The following is an 18,930-nucleotide window of genomic DNA, read 5'->3' on the forward strand; positions in this document are numbered from 1 at the left end:
ACCATTAGAACCAAGACATGAATACAACTATTAGATTAATACTGTTTTTTTTGTTTTCAGCATCGCTTCATGCCATGCCAGAGCAAGATCCACTCCCTATCAAAGTCGTTGTGTTAGTTAATTTTGAAATTGGAGAAGTCACAGGTGATACCGCTGGAGAATTCCAGTATTGGCTGGAAAGAGGAATAGATGGTCAGTCACCATTAAGCTGTGTACCCCTTATATACAGTACCTTCGATGCCTGCCTTGATGAAAAGAATGGTGTGTTAGTCACCTTCACCGGCCTTACCGCCGATAAAGCAGCGGCAAGTGTGATGGCTCTGGGGCTGGATCAACGGTTTGATTTTCACAAAAGCTACTGGCTTATCGGTGGTATAGCCGGTATCGATGCTAATAACGGCACATTAGGCTCTGCTGTTTGGGGAAATTGGATAGTCAACGGGGATTGGGCCCATGAAATTGATGCCAGAGAAATGCCAGCAGATTGGGAGATTGGCTATATCCCATTCGCCAGAAGTAAACCCTATGAACAACCACCACAAGATACCGAAGGAAAAGTATTTAGATTAAGCAGCCAACTGAGCAATCTTGCTTATTCCATTACCAAAGATACGCCTTTGGTCACCTCTGAAATGGCCCAGGAAATCGCACAGCACTATACCAACAAGCCAAAAGCCTCGGGGCAACCAATCGTCATGCAAGGCGACAATGTCTCAGCCAGCACGTTTTGGCATGGTGACATCTTGAATCAATGGGCAAATGACTGGATGACTTATTGGACGATAGGTCAAGGCGAATTTGTCACCAGTGCAGTTGAGGACAGCGGCATCATGGAAGCCATACGCTTTTTAACACAAGGCGGTAAAGCTGATATGTCGCGAGTGATGTTGCTCAGAACCGCCAGTAACTTCACCACACCACCACCGGGCGTCGATGCTGCGACCAACTTAGCTCGAGAAATGTCAGGTTTCGGTGCCATGGGGCCAGCGGTAGAAAACCACTGGCGCGTGGGCAGTACGATGGTGCGGGAGATCACTTTTAATTGGAATGACTGGAAGGATAGAACATGGAAATAAAACTCGGCCCGCTGGTTTCACGACTGTCCCATAAGGTAAATAAATACACCTTGCTGGGTTTGCTCAGTGTTATCACCAGCCCAGCTTATGCATATCCTGTGATATTGGATACTGACTTTACGCTCAATTCCATTATCTATTTTGCTAAAAACAACAATACGGACCTTCAAGCCATTACCATCGCCTGTAGCGGTGAAGCCCATTGCGAGCCGGGTAAACATAATGCGATTCGTGTTTTAGACCTGCTTCCATCTCATCCTGAAGTACCGGTTGCCGCTGGCGATGATTATCCATTAGATGGTTTTTTCGTTTTTCCAGCTCAATGGCGAGAAGCTATCGACAACTTCGGTAGCAGCAATGTGATAAATAGCGAGGCGAGCAATGTTAACCTGCCACCCGCCAGCTATAAACCGTCTGAGTTATCTGCTGTTGAACTGATCCACCAAACGATCTCACAAAGTACAGAAGCCGTCACCATTGTGGCTGATGGGCCATTAACCAATATTGCACAGTGGCTGCTGCAATACCCCGCTGATGTCGACAAGGTAGACCGTCTGGTGATTATGGGCGGTGCACTTAATGCTGGTGGCAATATCATTGTCAAAGGCTTCACTGACGATCACCCGAACACCAAAGCCGAGTGGAATTTTCTAATCGATCCGCTGGCCGTAAAAATAGTCTTCAGCAGTGCTTTAAATATTGTGCTGGTTCCGCTTGATGCCACCAACTATATGCTGGTTACCAACGAGTACGTCACCCAATTTGACAGCTTAGCGCATACACCTGAAGCAGAATTTATCAGTAATATCTACAAAATCAACGGTGAATTCATCGCCTCTGGTGAGTACTATTTCTGGGATGAACTGGCAAATCTGGTAACAACTCACCCGGAGTTATGCGGTGATGCTGTTACAACGCCTCTTGAAGTTAAAGTCGATTACCTAACCGAACCAGACTATGTGCAAACAAGTGACCTGTCGATGCCAGCAACACGTTGGGACGGCAAACCAAGACAACACATTAAAGCGGAAACAGCCGGGGTAATCAGCCGCAGTGAAACCGGTCAGCCGATTACCGTCTGCATGACGACCCAGGCTGAAAAAGCATTCCACCTATTCACCGAAACATTGACTCAATGAGAGGAGTTGCAGGTAATGCAAACCTGATTAGGGTAACCATTACCTGCTTTCTTGCATACGCGATTCTTTCAGGATTATTGTCACAGATTGGCACGCTAAGCGCTGCCATGTCTGACTTCTTCAGCAAACCTTTAACTGAGACAAGTGCACGCTTTTCCTGGCTTAGCTTAGGCATAACGGTGGGCTCGGTGCTTAGTATCATTGTTTATGAATGGCTGCCGATCAAAAAAGTCTTTCTGTTGTGCTATCTATTTTTCATCCTGGCATTGATAGGCAGCAGCCTCTTCAATCTATGGCAATGGTTACCAATAAGCTTTTTTATAGCAGGATGTTCAGCAAGTTTAGGGTTAAATACTGCTGCAGTGACATTGTCTCTACTGTTCAAAGAACGACAACGAGCAGCTATATTGCTCAGCACCGATATTTGTTTTGCCTCTGCCGGAATTCTCGCCGCCCCAGGTGCGGCTGCATTATTACGTTCAGGGTTTAGCTGGAATAGCAGCTTCTTAGTCCTCGCCGCTATTGCAGCATTCGTTATGTTATTAGCTCTGTTTAGCCGCTACCCGCCAACGGCACGCGAGCTAAAAACACAAAAGACTCCTGATAAATGGCATTTTAGTATTTACTTTTGTTGCTTTGGTTTAGCAATGTATTTATTGGGTCAAATTGCTATGTTGATTTGGCTGCCTAATTATATTGAACATAGTTTAATGGGCACACGAGGACAGGGCGCTGCAGCGATAAGTGCCTATTGGACCGGCATGGCCTTGGGACAAATTACATTGGTGTTTTTCCTGATAAGGTTCACCGCTCAGCAGTTATTAATTCTTATCACTATCGCTTCGTTCGTGGCTTCTATAGCGCTTTGGCAATTATCTTCCCTGATAAATGTGGTCTCAATAACTTTACTGCTGGGACTCTGTAATGCGGGGGTGCTGAAGTTGACCATGTCGTTTAGCGCCTCATTAGTCAGCCATCCTCAACGGGTGATTACCACCTTATTATTCTGTTCGTCATTAGGACAGATGGCCAGCCCACTGGTTAGCTCAACGATTGTCACCATGTTCGATATTCAAAGCGGTTTGCAATTCGTCACGGTCTGTTATCTGTTTGCTGCCAGCTCAATTATTTTTGCGGTTTTTAAAGTACCCAACCACATGACGCTCTTTAAAAAGGAGAATTAAACCATGTCTCATAGTATCCCGATAATTGATATGCAACACACCTCTGCAAATGCGTTAGTAACGGCTTTGTCTGAATATTCGTGTGTTTTTCTGAAAAACCATGGTATCGAAAAAGCACTTTTATTTGATGTTTTAGCCAGTTGGGATACGTTTTTTGCATTGCCGTTAACTCAAAAACAAGCGGTTCGCTGGCCGGGTGAAGGTCCCTGGTATGGTTGGCAACCCGTAGCCGAATCGGGTCCTTATGCTGATTTAATGGAACGCTTTGAACTGCGATTTGAATCCGCTCTGATGACCGAAGACCGAAATTTATGGGCTGAAACCTTCAAAGCGTGGCCAGAACAACCCGAAAATTTCAAACCCAGTTGGACCAAACTGTATTTTGGGTTGCGTGATCTATCCAGTCAGATAATGGAAATGATTGCCGAAGGAATTGGTCGCATAGATGAAGATATGTCAGCCTGGACAACAAAACAACACTCCAATCTGGTGGCGAATCATTTTTATGCTCAAACCGCAGCCCCCGCCAAAGGTCGATGGCGTGCAAGCCCTCATACGGACATTGGTGGTATCACTTTACTCTGGGCCGATCATGCTCCCGGAGGACTTGAAGTAGCGATTAATGGTAATGGTGGCAAAACCTGGATTCCGGTAATGATTCCTGAAGATTATTGGCTGCTTCAAGTTGGCGATCTGATTAAGCACTGGACGGGTGGCAAAATTCCGGCAAATCCGCATCGTGTTGCCAACCCTCCAGCTGACTCTGTTCCTCAAGCACGTCGTTCAATAGCTTTCTTTCACCATCCAAGCCCAGAAGTTGTTGTGACTCCACCAACAGGTGATGCCCAACAAGGTGTAACAGCAGAAGATTATATTATCGCTCGCCAACGTGAGGACATTGCAGCGGGATCGTTATAGACAGGGTGTCTGGATAGGGCTAAAAAATAGTACGTGACAAGGTCCAATAAAAAGCGATGGCTGCAATTATTGTTGAAGCAGGAATGACCACCCAACTCCGCCAATATCGGGTATGTCTAAACCAGCCGACTAAAATATATGCAAAGGCCACTACCCCAATTTGGGCAATTTCAATGCCGACATTGAAACTAATCAGCGCTGTGACGAAACTGTCGGTAGGTAAATCAAGTTCTCTTAAGGCACCGGCAAAACCTAATCCGTGTAATAAACCAAACATAAAGACAATGATGAATCGCCAGCTTTGTGCTTGTTTAAACACACAATTTTCAACAGCTACCCACATAATAGAGAAGGCAATCAACGGTTCGACAATACTTGCTGGAGCTTGAATAGCGCCATAAGCAGATAATGCCAAGGTTAAGGAATGCGCTAATGTAAAGCTCGTAAGCAACGTCAGCAAATTGGCAATATTACGTATACCAAAAAACAATCCCAGCACAAATAACACATGATCCCAACCCATTGGAACAATGTGTTTCATACCTAGCCACACATAGTCCTTTATTGCATCCCATTGCCATAGACTTTGTGTATTGTCCTGGGCTGACAAAGGATCTGAGGTTAGCGCAAAACTGGGACTAACTTGATTTGGCACCAGCCATCGACTCATTTTTCGCTGACTACTGACTTGTATAATGCTTAAAGCAATAGGTTCTTCAAAAGCAAAACTATCAGCAAAACTCAGCCTCAATTGAGCTGATTGATCCGGAACATCAGCTGGTTTTGTGCTCATGGTTATGATCGTCATGGGCCAGGAAACATCACTCAAGAATGCCTCTTTGGACGCTTTAGGAAACTCCAGACTCTCGATTTTCCAGGTAAGCTGTTGTTGATCTATCGAAAGTACAACGGCTTCTTTTAGCCGCATCAACATCGCCTCTACTTCTGGGTTTGATAGTGCCTGTTCTGCCTGGCTGATAAAGTAGTAATTCTCGTCACCCGAGAATTCCCTGGCTAAATCAAGTTTAATTTCCAGATTGATCGCTCCACTGTCCAGAATATGAAGCTGTACTTTTGTCATATTCAGTAAATGGGCATCTGCAGTTGGCAGAACGACACTGATAAAAACCAGCAGCAGAATCAGGCCATGTTTATATAGGCTATGCATCGGCCATGATTATCAAAAAGACTGTAGAAGCTCTCGCGGGCTCACCATACAACCGGATGAGTATTACCCGTAGTCACATCAACCAGGCCGGTGGGGTTACCTTCATAAGGCGCCACTAATTGCCACTTCCAAGGCGCTGCAGTTAAAAATGCAAAACGCATTGTCTCTGGTAATCCCGGCTCACCAATCCACTCCATTTCGTCAGCCGCATTTAGTAGCTTTTCCATTTCAGCGGCGACTTCTTCAACCGGACGGTCAGTCATCAAACCACCGATTTGCAGTGCCACTTTCGCAACCACTTTGCCTTGACTTACCAAGGCCCAGCCACCGCCCATTTCTGCAACAGTATTGGCGGCTAACGCCATTGCATTGTCGTCATTGCCTATCGTCCAGATATTATGTAAATCATGAGATTGCGAGCTGGATAAAGCTGAGTTAGGCGTTTTAGGGCCGACATTTTGCCAAAACATTTTAGAGACCCCAGCCGTGCCATGATATCGGTCCACAACAGCTACTTTAATTAAGTTGTCATCGGTCGATACCACCACGGTGCCATCCTCTGCAACGGGTAAGGTTTTAGTCATAAAATCAGGCTCAAACCAAAAAGGTTGTAATATCGCGGCTTCAATCGTTTTTCTGCCTTCAGGCGCGACTATTTCAAGGTCTTTAGCAGTGATTTTACGGCCCACGTTCATCGTGTCCGTAGCCCATTTTGGATAGTTTATTTTCGGAATAGGTAAAAGATATTGCTTACCTATGCTGGCCAGCATGCCATTGGCATAAACCCGCTCAATAGTGACGGTTTCGGGATCACTCAATAAGACAATATCTGCATAACGGCCCGGGGCTATAGAGCCGACTAAATGTTCAATGTGAAAATGTCGTGCCGTGTTGTAACTACCAAGCTGATAGGCAATTTCTGTCGGTACACCGGCTTTTATTGCACTGCGAATGTTGTAATCCATCGAACCCAGTTGCAACGTGGCAAATACATCACGATCATCAGTAGTGACCGAAATATTGCTCCAATCGGCCAAATTCATTTCCACTAATTTTGGCATCAGCACTTCTATAGTGCCTTTTTTTACTTCTAAAAAAATACCTCGCCGTAACTTATCAATACCTTCTTCTACCAGCCTGACTTCATGATCAGAACTGAGTCCCGCAGCAGCAAAAGCATTAATTTCATTTGCCTCTGTTAATCGACTGCCATGACCTTCAACCACACCGCGACCATCATAGGTAGCCTGAATCATTTCCCAAATACGCCGATGCCCGGGATTATCCGCATTAATCACGGCGGACCAATCCATGACCTCACCCAGTGCGACTACTCGTAAGTGGTCACCCAGAAACGTCTGCATTTCCTCATACGCAAAATAGCCACCTCCAGACTCATACGCTGTGGGAGGTGTAGCAGAACCAATGGCTGGAAATATTTTTAAAGGACTGCCTAGCTGTTCAGCTTCCACCCAAAAGTCAGCAACTTTATTGCCCACCACATTTGATATTTCGTGAGAACCTTCAACCGTCCAGGTATTTCCTCTTGGTATAACCAAGGCGGCTTCATACTCAGCCGTTAAATAAGAGCTTTCAATATGTTTATGAGATTCACCAAAACCTGGCACAGCCCATAATCCAGATGCATCGTATGTTTCCCTGGCAATGCCATTCCAACCACCACTATCACCAATCCATGCTATCCGCCCTTTGGCAATAACAATATCCTGTTCCGTTAACCATTCTTGGGTAAACACGTTAAGCATAGTGACATTGTGTATAAGCAAATCGGCCTCGGTACGGGCCAGGGCGACTTGAGTTAATGCCTGTCGTGTTAATACCTCTTCACTAAAGGGAACCGCTTGCCTTTCCTTACTGACTTGCTGCTCAGGTATATCCGCTATATCCGAGGAATTGCATGCTGTTACGCTAACACTTAAGCTCGCGATCACTATTGCTTGTTGCACCAGCTTTGTCCAAAACTCACGCATATCAGTACCCTTGGAAGTGAAATGGTGCTTTTAACCAAGTCTTTAGTCTCAACAGGGTTGCAACGTTAACCCCCTGTTTCAAAGCACATAAACGCTGAAAAAGCATGCATATCCAATGCCAGCAACTGACCAAACGGTCAAATTAAATTCAGGCCGTTGAAAATTCGAGTGAAACAGAAAATAAAAGCTTTTCTTTAAAACTCACAGGCTATTTTCCATGCACCACAAAAATGCCAAACCGAAGAAAAAACCTTCTGTTCGCACCAAAATAAAGTGAGATTAATTGATTAAATACAAAGATCAAGGCGTTCCACCTGACCGGTGGCGGGCTGTTACTATAGAAAATTATTGGCAAACGGTATTAACCATTTGCCAATAATAAGTTCTGACGATTAGTAACCTTTGGTGAGAAGTGTAAAAATCTAAAAACCAAAATCCTGTCTATTTAGTCATTATAAAAGCAGGACTGTTTTCAATGTCATTTCCCGTATCGGTTTAGGGTGCCGTCTTGGTTATGATTAAAAGCTCCGCGATGCGTGATATCTCTCAACTGAAAAACACGGCCCATCCTTAATTAGGCTGCTGCTTGCAGTTGTTCAAGGTAGCTTTGCTTTTGTGATTCATCCAGCCAGGCGACTTTAAAGGCATTTGCTATCAGCGTCACAATCTCTTCTTTACTGAAATTACCTTCTTGCTGAAGCTCAACGAAATTCTCATTCAAATAAGCACGAAAATACGCCGGATCATCCGAGTTAATGGTCACGCGCATATCTTTTTCCAGCATGGTTTTAATTTCATTGGAAGTGAGCGACTGAACGACATAGCGATTTGATACTGGGCAGACAGTTAAACCCAGCCCGCGTGTCACTATCTCATTGATAATCGACTCACTTTCTAACGAATTAATACCATGATCGATCCGGTCGACCTTAATATCGTAGAGACACTGCTCTATATGACCCAGGGTGTTATCTTGATTAACATCGCAGTGCATGGTTAATTTGTAACCATATTCACGCGCCTTGGCGAACACTTCCTGAAACTTCACCGGCGGATTGTTTTTTTCATCCGAATCGAGCCCCACACCGATAATCCAGTCACGATAAGGCAAGGAAAGCTCCAGGGTTTCCATCGCCGACTCGGCACTCATATCGCGTAAAAAACACATGATCAATTGCGATTTAATACCTAAATTTTCAGCGGCATCAACCTGAGCTTTATGAATGCCCTGAATTATCGTATCAAACGCAACACCACGGCTTAGATGTGCTTGTGGGTCAAAAAAAGGCTCAACATAAACGGTATTTTGAGAAGCCGCTTTTGTTAAATAAGCATAGGTTAAGTCGTAAAAATCCTGCTCTTGTTGCAACACGCCCATCGCAGCGTAATAAATCGCTAAAAATGAAGGTAAGTCATAAAAATCATAGGCTGCTAAAACATCTTCAACTGTTTTATAGGGCAGGTCGATGTTATTGCGCTGGGCAATCGCAAAACTCATTTCAGGTTCAAGCGTGCCTTCAAGATGCACATGCAATTCGGCTTTGGGTAGTTGTTCGATATAGTCTTTCATCTCAGTTCTCCTGTATTTAGCCCTATGTCTGTGGCGATAAAGTTTTTGACCACAATAAGTTATCGGCGACATCAAAATGTGACACGGTCATCGCCTGGGTTTTACTATCAATATCGATTTGTCCAAAGAATTGAAAACCATCGCTTGGTGGGCGATTTGGTTTCATCCCTTCCGGTATTCCGAGAAAGACCTGCTCTGGTCCAAAGGTGTTATCCAGTAAATTAGGGCCAAATGTGCCGGCATGAAGCGGTCCACTGACAAATTCCCAAAACGGTGAAAACTCTTTATAAACCGCCTTTTCAGGCTGATAAAAGTTACTCGAGCAATAATGCACATCGGCAGTAATAAAATGCACATTTTTAATATTCTGACGATGAATAAAGTTCAGTAATTCAGCGGTTTCTAACTCACGTCCCAGTGGTGGGCCATCAGTATTCGCACCATTTTCAGCTAATTTTGTTGTCCAGGATTGGACAATTAAGCCAATCGGCATATCTGAACAGATGATCTTCCATGTCGCCGTCGACTCCGCCAAAGCGGCTTTCAACCATTGCAGCTGTTTATCTCCCAGATAAGCGGTATCGGGACCTTGTTCGGTTTGCATATTGGCTGTCATCGGTCCGCGATAAGAGCGTAGATCAATCAGGAACAGCTCTAACATTGGGCCATAACGGTAACGGCGATACACCTGCTCATTATCATTGGTCTGTCGACGCATAGGATTACAATCAAACATCGCCTGATTGGCACGCGCGGCTAATAAAGAAATACTCTTTTCCTGATAACGCTCATCATCCAGGATTTCACCGGGATACCAATCGTTACGCACATCATGATCATCCCACTGCTGATAAAGCGGGACGGATGAATAAAAATGCCGATAATGCTCATCCAGGTAGTTGTAATAATAATTTTCGCGAAAATCCTGGGTTGTTTCAGCCACATGCGACTTACCTTCAGTCATCAGGTTGGTCCACGTTGACCCATCATCCAAATCGATGGTCGGCTGCAGTGGATCATCGGCATAAATTTGATCACCGGAATGCACAAAAAAGTCTGGCTTATGCTTTGCCATGGTTTGATAAATTTTCATACCGCCACGACTTTTATCTATGCCAAAACCTTGTCCGACGGTATCCCCGGACCAACAGAATCTAACTGGCTGTGCCGTAACTGGAGCGGTTGAAAACTGCCCTGTTAAAGGCTGGCTGAAGTGGCCGGGGCGTTCGAGACTTTCAGCCAACACTCGATAAAAAAATGCTTTACCGGCCTCAAGGCTGTCAACCACACAATGTAGATTAAAATCATTTTCCCAGAGTCCCGCAGAACCGCGATAGCGGACCGGGTTGGGAAATGCCGGATGTCGATCAATATCAACCCACAAACGACTCGGGCGATCGGCCCGTGTCCAAATCATTGCCCCATCAGTCGTGACATCACCACTGGCACAGCCCACATTTAAAATCGGCACGCTACTACTTTTCGCCAGCAATGAAGTGGGTGCTGCCAGCGCCAGACTGATCATTTGAATCACTCTGCGGCGGCTAAATTTCATCTCGTTTGCCCAGTTAATTTATCGGGGCTAATCGATATGCTTTGCTCTAGCTCTTGTACTGCCTGTTCGAATACCTGCAAAGCAATGACAGTGTCACTATAGGTCACAGCTTCCGCAGGATGATGGCTAATGCCTTTTTCACAACGCATAAACAGCATGCCGACCTTACATAACCTGTCCATTGCCATCGCATCATGGCCAGCACCACTGACTAACCGATAGCTTGAACCAGTGATTTTCTTACTGGCCCGATCAAATAACGCCATAAAATCAGCGTCACATAAAACTGCTGAGGCGTTATGGGTTTGCTCGATTGTTACTTGCAGATTTCTGGCAGCAGCAATCTGCTGCGCCTGCTGTGTAATCTTTAACAACACATCATCACGCAGTTGATCATTATCACTGCGGATATCCAACGAAAACACTGCTCGTCCAGCGATCACATTGACAGCGCCCGGTATGACAGAAATCTTGCCCACCGTTGCCACCACGCCATGTTTAATAGCTAATTGTTCAATGGCCAGAATCATCTCGGCGGAACCGGCTAAGGCGTCTTGCCGCAGATCCATTGGTACCGTGCCAGCATGACCTGCAAAACCATTAATGGTGAAATTAAACCGTCTTGCTCCGGCAATCCCGGTTACTACACCGATAGCGAGATCCTGTTGTTCCAGAACGGGTCCCTGCTCAATATGCAATTCCCAATAACCAATCAGTTGCTCTGCATCTAATTGCGCCATCGGGATATCGTTAACATCCAGTCCAAAATCCACAAAGGCTTGTTCAAGAGAAATACCGCCAGCATCGCAAAGTGAATTCCATGAATCTTTCCAGCCTCCCGCGATAGCCTCACTGCCTAATAAGGTTGCACCAAAGCGATACCCTTCTTCATCACCAAAACCAACAACATCGATATTAAAGGGTAATTGAACACGTTTAGTATTAAGGGAGTCCACCAGCTCGATGCCGGCTAATACACCGAAAATGCCATCATAACGACCGGCATTGGGAACGGTGTCTAAATGCGAACCAATGACTAAGGTTTTAGCATCAGGCGAAGCACTGGCATAACGCCCCCAGATATTACCTGCTGGATCAGACCAGCTAGTCATGCCCGCCTGTTGCATCCACTGTGCTACCAGGCGATTCGCCTGTTTATGCTCTGGTGTTAAATACGCTCGCAAAATGCCAGATTCCAATGCAGAAATCTGTGCAAGTTGATCACAACGTTCCAGCAGGCGTTTTGCGTGATCCATCAGGCACTCTTGGAATAGACAGTCATCGCTTCATCCACCGCCTCACCGGCAGGTAAAGCATGTCCGGCCCGACGCAATACATTTTCCAGAGAAGCCAATGTAGTCAGAACCGCATCTTTTCTGGCGTTATAGCCCATAGTGCCAATACGCCAGATTTTGCCTCTGAGCGGGCCAAATGAAGTGCCAATTTCAATGCCAAAATCCAGTAACATGGCTTGCCGAACTGCTTCGCCATCCACGCCATCGGGAATATAGACACCGACAACATTGGTCATTTTATGCTGCAAATCGCCAAACGGTTTCAGGTTCAAACCCTGAACACCGGCCAACATTGCATCACCATTCAGCTGATGACGGGCAATGGTATTTTCCAAGCCTTCCTGCAATAAAATACGGGCACATTCACGGGCGCAATACAGCATGCTGGTTGCTTCAGTGTGATGGTTAAGACGCTCCTCTCCCCAATAATCCATAATCATTGGCAGATCAAAATAATTGGAACGAATTCGCTCTCCAGCACCTGCTTCATGATGAGGATCTTTGATCCCTGCTTCAACGTGATGACGCTTGCGAACTTCGGCAACAAATTTGTCACTTAAGGTAACTGGCGCACTGCCTGAAGGGCCACCAAGACACTTTTGCAAGCCACCGGAAACCGCATCAAGTCCCCAAGCATCGGTCTTAAATTCATTGCCACCAATTGATGCGGTCACATCGGAATAGAACAACACATCGTACTGTCGACACAGCTCACCAAGTTCAGCCATAGGCTGTGCCATCGTGGTTGAGGTATCCCCATGAACGCAGGCTAATACTTTAGGTTTGTGTAGTTTGATAGCGGCTTCGATTTGTTCGGGTTTAAAGACTTCGCCCCACTCGACATAAAGCGGACAGACTTTGGCGCCGACACGTTGTGCAATTTCGCATAACAAATGACCAAAGCGGCCAAAAACCGGAACCAATACGGTATCACCGGGTTCGAGTATCGATACCAAAATAGCTTCAATACCTGCCCGTGAAGTCCCATCAATCAGCATCGTCCACTGATTTTTGGTCTCAAACACACCTCGATATAAGGCCATAACTTCCGTCATATAGGCAGTCATCGCAGGATCATATTGCCCAACCAATTGCGCTGACATTGCACGTAATACACGTGGATCAGCATTGATAGGCCCAGGGCCCATCAATAAGCGTGGTGGTGGGTTAATCTGATCAAATTCACTCATCAACTCATACTCCAAAAAACTGACTTAACATCCTGACACTGGTCAAAATCAGAAATACCGCAAAAATCTTCTTTAGCAGCGCAGCATTGGTTTTCTGCCCCAAAGCAACACCAATCGGTGCAAAAATTACTGTCAGTGGCACCAGCGCGATCACCGCAATCAGATTCACCAAACCAAAGGTGGCAGCGGGTGCATCTGCCGGGGTTTGCCCTGCAAGCAGCAGGGTCAACGCTCCAGGCACTGCGATAATTAAGCCAAACACAGAGGCATTACCTACCGCTTGATGAGTTTTCATACTGCATGATGTGAGCAATGGCACACCTAATGTGCCGCCACCGATACCGGCCATCACCGAGAAACCACCGACAAAAAAACTTAATACTCGCTGTATCATTAATGATGGCAGTTGGCTGAAGGGAGGCTCTGCATTGCCCCAAAACAACATATTAATAGCGACCAGGATGGCAATAGAGCCAAACACCAGACTCAATTGATTGCCATGAATTTGAGTCACCAGCCAAGCACCACACAAAACCCCAATGACCATGGTTGGCAGCCAGCGTTTAATTAAATCCCAATTAATATTGCCCCGCCTTTGTTGCGATCGTATGGCAGACAACGAGGTGGGAATAATGGTCATTAGCGATGTTCCTGTCGCCAGGGCAATAGCCGAGCCAGCTGACACACCTAGCGTCTGCAACATAAAGTAAAGCACCGGAACAATTACGATTCCCCCACCGACACCCAGCAGTCCAGCTAACAAACCAGCTAATACACCGGTAGCCGCCAGGGCCAAGATAAAAGGCAGCATTGCCAATAGATCAGTCATTTGTTTCCTTTAATCCGTCGCTGCGGGGATCAACTGCAGTCATCACTTCATTATTAGCTGTCAACACCACAGCGCCGGCGTGTCCCATCATTTCATTACAGTCATCGACCTGCTCAATATCATGGCCTAAAGCCATTAAACTGCCAGCCACGTTATTAAAAAGCTGACGTTCCATTTTCAAGCTTTGACTTGCATCACCCCAGGTTCGCCCTAACAACCAGCGGGGTGAGCTAATGGCTTCGCTGAGAGACTTACCTTGGTAATGGTAATAATTGAATAATGCTGCCTGAGTTTGTGGCTGACCTTCACCGCCCATCGTGCCATAGGCCATTCGGTCACCATTGTTAAACACAGCCAATGCGGGGTTTAAGGTGTGCATTGGTTTTTTATTCGGTTCCAGGAAATTAATATGCTTTTCATCTAATGAAAAACTGACACCTCGGTTATTCCACACCAACCCTAACTCTGGAATCACTACTCCAGAACCAAACTCCCAGTACACACTCTGGATAAAGCTAACAACAGTACCTTCAGCATCCACAGCCCCCATCCAAACCGTGTCTCCGGGCAAAGCCTGTTTTGGCCAAGGCAAGGCTTTGTCTTTCAGGACTTCACCACTCAGCTTATCTAATGATGCTTCAGTTAAAAAATCGCTTAACGCTTCGGTTAATTTATCCGGATCGGTCACATATTGATCACGGATCAGGAAGGCTTGTTTGGTTGCTTCAACCAAATGATGAATTTGTTCGGCCTCATCCCAGGATGCATCAAATAACCTGTCATATATCGCCAGGATCAACAGAGAGGCAATACCCTGTGTCGGCGCCGGTAAGTTATAAAGCTTTGCCTGGCTGGTATAGACTTGCAACGGCTCAACATAAGTTGCGGTGTGATGGATAAAATCAGCATGCGACAACGGACTGGCTGATTGTTCGAAGAAGTCAGCAATGGTTTTAGCTGTTTCACCGCGATAAAAATCATCCAGGCCATTTTCTGCCAGGCTTTTCAGTAACTGTGACAAATTTGGATTACGTATCAAGCTGCCCAGTTCAGGTGTTTGACCTTCAGCCGTGTAAATGGCTTTAAAGGCATCACTCACACAGTCTTCTTTTAAAATTTTGTTACAGGCATTAATAAAAGACTGCGTCACCTCAATGCCATCTTCACAATAAAAAATCGCATCTTTAAACAAATCGCTTAACGGCAAAGGCTGACGTGTTTTAGCCAGGTAGTCTCGTGCCAATTGCCAGCCCGAGATGGTGCCTGCCTGACTAACACAGGCATGTTCCCCACGCGTTGGAATCCCATCACGATAACTATTCGCCGTAATCGCATTAGCACTTCGACCACAGCCATCAATCGCAATGGGAGCTTCACCTTTTCGTTGAATAAGCCAAAAGCCATCACCACCAAGACTGTTCATATGGGGATAGACCACCGCTATCGTGGCAGCGGCGGCAATCATTGCATCAATGGCACTTCCTCCGTTTTCCAGTACTTTATTACCGGTAGCGGATGCGAGGTGGTGCGGCGCACTAAAGCCGTATGTTGTCATTGGTCACTACTAGTAAGGTGATGTGGTTATGGTTAAGGCACGCTATTTTCATAGTTGGGCCAATTATCAACAATTTCGTTAACAATAACCGCCCCTACTTTATAAGCAGACTCCAAGGCAATGGTTAAACCGGCATAGCCACCATGGTCAATATGCAGAAAGTTATCAGCTGCCGTCACACCTTTAGGCGGCATGGTGTAATTACTGCCTGTGCGTAACACCATAAAACGGTTTTTATCGACTTTTCCACTTTCATGCAGATAGGTAATCGACTGAAATGAACCGGTATCTTCCATTGCTGAGGTGACAAATTCTCCTTTGCCCTCAGTCCAGTATCGGGTCCATTGGTTCGCCCAGTCGTTCATTAATTCACCATGCCAGAAAGTCATTGCAGCAAGCTGATCACCAATCAACACAAAAGGCGGTTTTTGAGCATTAGGATAACCTTCATATTCACTGCGGTGTTTTTGAATTGCCTCATCATCACCTAAATCAATGTCTTTTGTTTTTGAAAATGCCCAATCAACCAAAGACGCGTTTAATACAAACATTTCACCCTTATTTTCGGGCATATTCGGGTCATAAGGTGTGTTGCCCTGATAAGGAAAATAACCTGTAGTCCATTCATCAGGTATTTCACGTGCATCGATTTCGTGAGCTAAATCACCATCAACCAGATATTTGGCCCATGCAGCTGAGCCGACTGAAGCATCTTCTGGATCAATCCCGGCAATACCGGCAACCAGCCAATAGGCTTTGGACAAGTCAAAGCGTGGATCCAGGCCTAGTGCCATCACCGCAGTCGCCGACTTAATTGAGCCCATACCGGTTACGATGCCCAATATGCCCCGCTCCTCATTCATAAAAATATCGTGATGTGAATGTGGGAAGGGAATTTGAGTATCCAAGTCCATTCGTTCTTTCCATAGCTGAAATTCACCTGGTGCATCACCTTCATCTTCGCCAATCTCAAACATGGTAACTATCACCATTTTTATTTGTATTGGTTCATCATTGTCTGCCGCAATAGCAGCACCAAAACCAGAAACTAACAGCGTTAACCCTAAAAATAACTTTAAAAACAGCCTGACAGAATGTGACATTATCTTCCCTTATCTCAACTAGTTTGCACGTGCAATACGGTTTAGGCTTTGCAGTTTTTGATTAGCAAAATTTATCCAAACCTCTGCTTGTCCTTTGGTTTTAGGATAAGCAGCCGCTTTTCTTAAGGCTTCTTTACCTTCATCAATTTTTTCATCTTTAACATAAGCAATTCCCAGCAAGAGATAGGCATCCGATTTATCATCCAAGCCCACATCAATGGCTTTTTGCAGTGTCGACTGAGCATTTCCCCAATCTTCTTTTTCGATATAAAGATGAGCGAGCCTGACCATGGGTTTACCATCACGGCTAATGGCGACTAACTGCTGATAACTTGCGATGGCCTTATCAAACTCTTTCGCTAAACTCCAGGCCGAGCACAACACTTCCAGGGTTTGCTCGTTCGAGGCGACTTTTTCTTCTTTAATCGCTCTTTCCAAAATCCGTGCACCACGGTCGGGAATACCAAAACTAATGGCGAATTGAACTAATGTTTTAACGGATGTCTCTTTTTCCAAGATGCCGTGGCGCCAGGCCAAATCCAGAATAGCTAAGGCGTCCGCTTCTTTATTTAATGTTAAATAAATACTCGCCAGCTGTTCCCAATACGTCTTTTTATCCGGCCAGCGTCCAATCATTTCTTTAAGTACAGTAGCCGCTTGAGTGTATTGTTTGAGTTCATAATGACTGGCAACCAGAAGTTGGTACCATGATTCATTCGGCTTGGCTTCTTTCGCAATGGCCTTTTCAATATAAGGAATAGCTGGTTTAAACTGCTTCGACTGGACATACAGGTTAGCCATGAAAATCTCTTCTGAAGCTTTCACCTCTTTTAACGATTTGTACCAGGATTCGGCATAAATCAACGCATCTTTGAAATTGCCTTCAGAAGAATATAATTGGGCCAACATATATCTGATATTGATATCCGTTGACTCAGGTAATAACCCTAATTCAATACTTTTTTTGAAATGAGTTATCGCTCTGGGATAATTTGAAAGATTCATTTCCGCGTAGGCAAAGGTTTGAGCGACTACGGCTTCATCCATCGTATCTTTTTCAATTTTCCCGTACAGCGCTGTTAACTCTGTAATAGCTTGTTGATTACTATTTTCACCAATTAATTTCTGAATTTTCTCCAGCGACTTGTAAGTCGATTGGGTCAACGATGTCTGCTTGTCACCTTCAGCAAATGTTGCCACTGAAAAAGATAAGCAAGACAAAAGAACCATAAGTCTGACGCTACGTTTCATTTTCATCTGTTATTTACTCAGCTTGAACTCAATGATTTGAGTGGCTTTTTGGGACACATTTTTGCCATCAACCATTTTCGGTTTGAATTGCCAACGCATAATTGCATCCTTAGCAGCCTGATCAAATAATCGTGGTGGTTTGCTTTCCAGTACTTTCGCCGTTGAAACAGAACCATCCGGGCGAATCTCCACTTCCAGTTTCACATAACCTTCCAATCCAGCCTGCTTGGCATTTCTAGGATAGTTAGCAGGAACTTGCACCAGCGGAACCACTTCAGAATCCATTACCCCGACATTGCTATCCATCGTGCCAATACCATCGCCACCAACGCCAGGTGAACTTGGGCCTGGAGTACCTAAATAAGGACCACCAGTATTATTGAGGGGCATAGATAAACTCGGCATATTCATCGAAAGCTGAGGTGTTGATTGAGGTGCTGCAACACTCTGAACCGATATTTCCGGCGTTTGTGGAGGCTGTTCCGGAGGTGGCGGCTCATCAGGTAACTTTCTTTGCTTCGTCTCCGCAATACGATCGTTGGGTTTTATTCGAACAAAGTTCAAATAGGCATGCTCGCTTTTCTGCGTGAATAGCGACATATCCGGACTAATCATAAATTGCATGGTGACAAACAGGCCGAAGGCAATCAGTACGGCACTAGCACCAAGAAATACCTGTTTCATCTCTAATTCCCGCTTTTAGCCGCTACAGAAATATTTTCGGCTCCAGCAAGCCGAGCTTGGTCCATTACTTTAATCAAGGTATCGGTGTTAGAACCTTCATCAGCAACAATCACCACTGCCGCACCAGAATTTTCTGCCAGCGCTTTTTCAATATTGGCTCGAACGGCTCTTGGATCGACAACCCTTTTATCTATCCAGATTTCGTTTCTGGAGGTGATGCCAATCTGCACACTACCGGAATCGGTAGAGACCGCGGTTTCAGCACTTGGCCGACTGACATCAACACCGGTTTCTCTAACAAACGAAGAGGTCACGATAAAGAAGATCAACATAATGAATACCACGTCGAGCATCGGCGTCATGTCGATTTGAGCGTCCTCATCACCTTGCGAATATTTGTCTATCATTTATTTCACCTAGAA

16 protein-coding genes are annotated in these 18,930 nt (G+C 45.3%); 4 read left to right on the forward strand and 12 right to left on the reverse strand.

The features are described from left to right. Positions 1 to 17: 17 nt before the first annotated feature. Genes Q7V21_RS09690 through Q7V21_RS09705 form a run of 4 tightly spaced genes read left to right on the forward strand, consistent with a single transcriptional unit; the run spans position 18 to position 4,317 of the window. The gene (locus Q7V21_RS09690; RefSeq protein ID WP_304917103.1) at positions 18 to 1,076 is read left to right on the forward strand and encodes a purine nucleoside permease; all 1,059 of its coding nucleotides are present in this window, start codon (positions 18 to 20) and stop codon (positions 1,074 to 1,076) included. Continuing rightward, the gene (locus Q7V21_RS09695; RefSeq protein ID WP_304917104.1) at positions 1,067 to 2,215 is read left to right on the forward strand and encodes a nucleoside hydrolase; all 1,149 of its coding nucleotides are present in this window, start codon (positions 1,067 to 1,069) and stop codon (positions 2,213 to 2,215) included. Before Q7V21_RS09690 ends, Q7V21_RS09695 begins: the two co-directional genes overlap by 10 nt. Beyond that, on the forward strand, positions 2,212 to 3,399 hold the full coding sequence (locus Q7V21_RS09700) for an MFS transporter (RefSeq protein ID WP_304917105.1): 1,188 nt from the start codon (positions 2,212 to 2,214) through the stop codon (positions 3,397 to 3,399). The genes Q7V21_RS09695 and Q7V21_RS09700 overlap by 4 nt, the downstream gene beginning before the upstream one ends. 3 nt (positions 3,400 to 3,402) lie before the next feature. Further along, the gene (locus Q7V21_RS09705; RefSeq protein WP_304917106.1) at positions 3,403 to 4,317 is read left to right on the forward strand and encodes a 2OG-Fe(II) oxygenase family protein; all 915 of its coding nucleotides are present in this window, start codon (positions 3,403 to 3,405) and stop codon (positions 4,315 to 4,317) included. A gap of 19 nt (positions 4,318 to 4,336) precedes the next feature. Here the strand turns inward: Q7V21_RS09705 and Q7V21_RS09710 are convergent, their stop codons facing one another. The 12 genes from Q7V21_RS09710 to Q7V21_RS09765 all read right to left on the reverse strand — a co-directional run bounded on the left by Q7V21_RS09710 (position 4,337) and on the right by Q7V21_RS09765 (position 18,915). Further along, positions 4,337 to 5,485 carry a HupE/UreJ family protein gene (locus Q7V21_RS09710; protein ID WP_304917107.1) on the reverse strand — a complete coding sequence of 383 codons (1,149 nt, stop codon included), beginning with the start codon at positions 5,483 to 5,485 and terminating at the stop codon, positions 4,337 to 4,339. A 41-nt stretch (positions 5,486 to 5,526) separates the two neighbouring features. Further along, on the reverse strand, positions 5,527 to 7,476 hold the full coding sequence (locus Q7V21_RS09715) for an adenine deaminase (protein WP_304917108.1): 1,950 nt from the start codon (positions 7,474 to 7,476) through the stop codon (positions 5,527 to 5,529). A 574-nt stretch (positions 7,477 to 8,050) separates the two neighbouring features. Next, positions 8,051 to 9,046, reverse strand: a complete 996-nt coding sequence (gene add / locus Q7V21_RS09720) for an adenosine deaminase (RefSeq protein WP_304917109.1) — start codon at positions 9,044 to 9,046, stop codon at positions 8,051 to 8,053. A 22-nt stretch (positions 9,047 to 9,068) separates the two neighbouring features. Next, positions 9,069 to 10,601 carry an alkaline phosphatase gene (locus tag Q7V21_RS09725; RefSeq protein WP_304917110.1) on the reverse strand — a complete coding sequence of 511 codons (1,533 nt, stop codon included), beginning with the start codon at positions 10,599 to 10,601 and terminating at the stop codon, positions 9,069 to 9,071. Next, the gene (locus Q7V21_RS09730) at positions 10,598 to 11,857 is read right to left on the reverse strand and encodes an allantoate amidohydrolase (RefSeq protein ID WP_304917111.1); all 1,260 of its coding nucleotides are present in this window, start codon (positions 11,855 to 11,857) and stop codon (positions 10,598 to 10,600) included. Before Q7V21_RS09730 ends, Q7V21_RS09725 begins: the two co-directional genes overlap by 4 nt. Beyond that, positions 11,857 to 13,086, reverse strand: coding sequence for an alanine--glyoxylate aminotransferase family protein (locus Q7V21_RS09735; protein WP_304917112.1), 1,230 nt, complete (start codon positions 13,084 to 13,086; stop codon positions 11,857 to 11,859). Before Q7V21_RS09735 ends, Q7V21_RS09730 begins: the two co-directional genes overlap by 1 nt. A gap of 4 nt (positions 13,087 to 13,090) precedes the next feature. Continuing rightward, a complete protein-coding gene (locus tag Q7V21_RS09740) occupies positions 13,091 to 13,915 on the reverse strand; it encodes a sulfite exporter TauE/SafE family protein (protein WP_304917113.1) in 825 nt (274 codons plus the stop codon). Further along, positions 13,908 to 15,470, reverse strand: a complete 1,563-nt coding sequence (locus tag Q7V21_RS09745) for a gamma-glutamyltransferase family protein (RefSeq protein ID WP_304917114.1) — start codon at positions 15,468 to 15,470, stop codon at positions 13,908 to 13,910. Before Q7V21_RS09745 ends, Q7V21_RS09740 begins: the two co-directional genes overlap by 8 nt. 32 nt (positions 15,471 to 15,502) lie before the next feature. Continuing rightward, on the reverse strand, positions 15,503 to 16,573 hold the full coding sequence (locus tag Q7V21_RS09750; RefSeq protein WP_304917115.1) for a purine nucleoside permease: 1,071 nt from the start codon (positions 16,571 to 16,573) through the stop codon (positions 15,503 to 15,505). Between the two features lie 18 nt (positions 16,574 to 16,591). Beyond that, positions 16,592 to 17,824, reverse strand: a complete 1,233-nt coding sequence (locus tag Q7V21_RS09755; protein WP_304917116.1) for a tetratricopeptide repeat protein — start codon at positions 17,822 to 17,824, stop codon at positions 16,592 to 16,594. Positions 17,825 to 17,833: 9 nt separating this feature from the next. Next, positions 17,834 to 18,508, reverse strand: a complete 675-nt coding sequence (locus Q7V21_RS09760) for an energy transducer TonB (protein ID WP_304917117.1) — start codon at positions 18,506 to 18,508, stop codon at positions 17,834 to 17,836. A gap of 2 nt (positions 18,509 to 18,510) precedes the next feature. Continuing rightward, positions 18,511 to 18,915: a biopolymer transporter ExbD gene (locus Q7V21_RS09765; RefSeq protein WP_304917118.1), complete on the reverse strand. Its 405-nt coding sequence runs from the start codon at positions 18,913 to 18,915 to the stop codon at positions 18,511 to 18,513. Between the last annotated feature and the right edge of the window lie 15 nt (positions 18,916 to 18,930).

The organism is Methylophaga sp. (genome assembly GCF_030651745.1).

Bases quoted from the DNA above. Each gene is read 5' to 3' on its own strand.
- Q7V21_RS09690 (WP_304917103.1), top strand. From the start codon at position 18: ATGAATACAACTATTAGATTAATACTGTTTTTTTTGTTTTCAGCATCG.
- Q7V21_RS09695 (WP_304917104.1), top strand. From the start codon at position 1,067: ATGGAAATAAAACTCGGCCCGCTGGTTTCACGACTGTCCCATAAGGTA.
- Q7V21_RS09700 (WP_304917105.1), top strand. From the start codon at position 2,212: ATGAGAGGAGTTGCAGGTAATGCAAACCTGATTAGGGTAACCATTACC.
- Q7V21_RS09705 (WP_304917106.1), top strand. From the start codon at position 3,403: ATGTCTCATAGTATCCCGATAATTGATATGCAACACACCTCTGCAAAT.
- Q7V21_RS09710 (WP_304917107.1), bottom strand. From the start codon at position 5,485: ATGCATAGCCTATATAAACATGGCCTGATTCTGCTGCTGGTTTTTATC.
- Q7V21_RS09715 (WP_304917108.1), bottom strand. From the start codon at position 7,476: ATGCGTGAGTTTTGGACAAAGCTGGTGCAACAAGCAATAGTGATCGCG.
- add (WP_304917109.1), bottom strand. From the start codon at position 9,046: ATGAAAGACTATATCGAACAACTACCCAAAGCCGAATTGCATGTGCAT.
- Q7V21_RS09725 (WP_304917110.1), bottom strand. From the start codon at position 10,601: ATGAAATTTAGCCGCCGCAGAGTGATTCAAATGATCAGTCTGGCGCTG.
- Q7V21_RS09730 (WP_304917111.1), bottom strand. From the start codon at position 11,857: ATGGATCACGCAAAACGCCTGCTGGAACGTTGTGATCAACTTGCACAG.
- Q7V21_RS09735 (WP_304917112.1), bottom strand. From the start codon at position 13,086: ATGAGTGAATTTGATCAGATTAACCCACCACCACGCTTATTGATGGGC.
- Q7V21_RS09740 (WP_304917113.1), bottom strand. From the start codon at position 13,915: ATGACTGATCTATTGGCAATGCTGCCTTTTATCTTGGCCCTGGCGGCT.
- Q7V21_RS09745 (WP_304917114.1), bottom strand. From the start codon at position 15,470: ATGACAACATACGGCTTTAGTGCGCCGCACCACCTCGCATCCGCTACC.
- Q7V21_RS09750 (WP_304917115.1), bottom strand. From the start codon at position 16,573: ATGTCACATTCTGTCAGGCTGTTTTTAAAGTTATTTTTAGGGTTAACG.
- Q7V21_RS09755 (WP_304917116.1), bottom strand. From the start codon at position 17,824: ATGAAACGTAGCGTCAGACTTATGGTTCTTTTGTCTTGCTTATCTTTT.
- Q7V21_RS09760 (WP_304917117.1), bottom strand. From the start codon at position 18,508: ATGAAACAGGTATTTCTTGGTGCTAGTGCCGTACTGATTGCCTTCGGC.
- Q7V21_RS09765 (WP_304917118.1), bottom strand. From the start codon at position 18,915: ATGATAGACAAATATTCGCAAGGTGATGAGGACGCTCAAATCGACATG.